Source organism: Microvirga sp. P4_G7 (assembly GCF_056401005.1).
In genome coordinates, this window is sequence record NZ_JBFUKD010001003.1 from 1 (window position 1) to 993 (window position 993).

The window sequence follows — 993 nt, forward strand, 5'->3', positions numbered from 1 at the left end:
GTTTGACAGCACCCCAACCCAAAGTTGCGTAGATGTAACACTTGGGGAGAAAGACCTCGCCGCAAGGGAATGACGGTGGAAGTCTAGGTATTTTCTCATAATAATCCGGCGCTGGGCCTGGATGTTCTGTGTGCCTCTACGCAAACGAGGAGGCGATCATGCGGCAGGCGCATCTGAGGCGAACAGCCCTTTTGAGCGCAGTCGCGCTGCCCTCCTCCGCCCTTTCCGGCAACGCCACTCTCACAGCTTTCTCGCTCGTATTGAGCTTGAGCCTTGCAGGCACCTCGATTCCGGCCTTTGCGGCTTGTCTTCCCGGTCCCACCAYGACCTGCAGCGCTCCTGGCGGCGTCGGCGTTCCTGGACGCACCGGCGATGGCGGCGCCGGCAATGGCGACGGGGGTGGTGCCAGTCGGATTGGTGGCGGCGGTGTCAATGAAGTGTTCGCAGGCGATCCTGCTTTGAACGGCGTAGGCGGCCGGGGAGCAAACGGTGAAGGCGTTGGAGGCGCCGGTGGCCTCACGGGCTTCAGTTCAGCAGGCCCGTTCACAGTGCTTGGAAACGTCGACGGGGGAGCAGGATCGGCGGGACCGGATGGCCTCAATTTGGCCAACGGCGGCGGTGGCGGAGGGGCCGGGATCCATTCCAGCAGTTCGAATATGACGATCAATGGAGGCGGCTCGGCGATCGGGGGCGCTGGCGGCGGCGGCGGCATCGGGACCGGTGGCGCCGTCTCCAATGGAGGCGGTGGCGGCGGCGGCGGTGCCGGCACCATTTCCACGCCGGCGGGCGCCGTGGTGTTGAACGCGGGCGCGATCCGAGGCGGTAATGGTGGATCCGGGGGCAATGGCGGATTTGGCGGCGGGGGCGGTGGTGGTGGCGATGGCCTGCTGGTGCTGGGGGCCGGTTCTACGATCATAAACAATGCCTCCGGCACCATCACGGGAGGCATCGGAGGCAGCGCCGGGATCGGCGTCTCAGGCAACGGCCAAGCCG

At 65.7% G+C, this 993-nt stretch carries 1 pseudogene; it reads left to right on the forward strand.

Features of this window, described 5'->3' with window-relative positions:
* Window positions 1-158: 158 nt before the first annotated feature.
* Window positions 159-993: pseudogene (locus AC1DT3_RS22560) on the forward strand (hypothetical protein); the annotation flags it as partial.